1 protein-coding gene is annotated in these 408 nt (G+C 61.8%); it reads left to right on the top strand.

Going from position 1 to position 408, the window contains the following annotated elements:
* Positions 1 to 57: 57 nt before the first annotated feature.
* Entirely contained in the window at positions 58 to 309 is a 252-nt protein-coding gene (locus H0X95_RS35770) for a ribbon-helix-helix protein (RefSeq protein ID WP_033446822.1), read from the top strand.
* Positions 310 to 408: the final 99 nt, after the last annotated feature.

Raw genomic sequence — 408 nt, 5'->3', positions numbered from 1 at the left:
TTCGTGCTTGAACGCTTGCACGTAAAGACGAAAACCAAAAAGAAGGAAACCGTATAAATGGCAGCCAAGAAACCCGCCGACCTTTCCGGCCTGGTCGCAACCAAGGGCCAGGCCGCGCCAGTTGCCAACGTGCCCGCCCGCAGCGCAGCGCCGGCCGAGGAAGCAGAGGCCAACAATGTGCCGCTGAACTTTCGCGTGTCGGCCGACCTTCGCCGCCGCTTCCGCGTGTTCGCAGCAAATCACGACCTCAAGCTGAACGAGCTGCTGCGCCTGGCCTTCGATGAGTACGAGAAGCGGCACGGCCATTGACTTTTAGCGGCTAAAGGGGCGGCACCATGAACAACGAGCGCGGGAAGGGGCCGCAGCAGATCGGCGAGGCCCTGGGCGACCTGGACAAATCACTTGCGA

Origin of the sequence: Burkholderia sp. 9779_493 (assembly GCF_015712215.1) — a bacterium.
Taxonomy (GTDB): Bacteria; Pseudomonadota; Gammaproteobacteria; order Burkholderiales; family Burkholderiaceae; genus Burkholderia; species Burkholderia cenocepacia.
This window is presented reverse-complemented; position numbering and strand designations above follow the sequence as displayed.

Bases quoted from the DNA above. Each gene is read 5' to 3' on its own strand.
- H0X95_RS35770 (WP_033446822.1), top strand. From the start codon at position 58: ATGGCAGCCAAGAAACCCGCCGACCTTTCCGGCCTGGTCGCAACCAAG.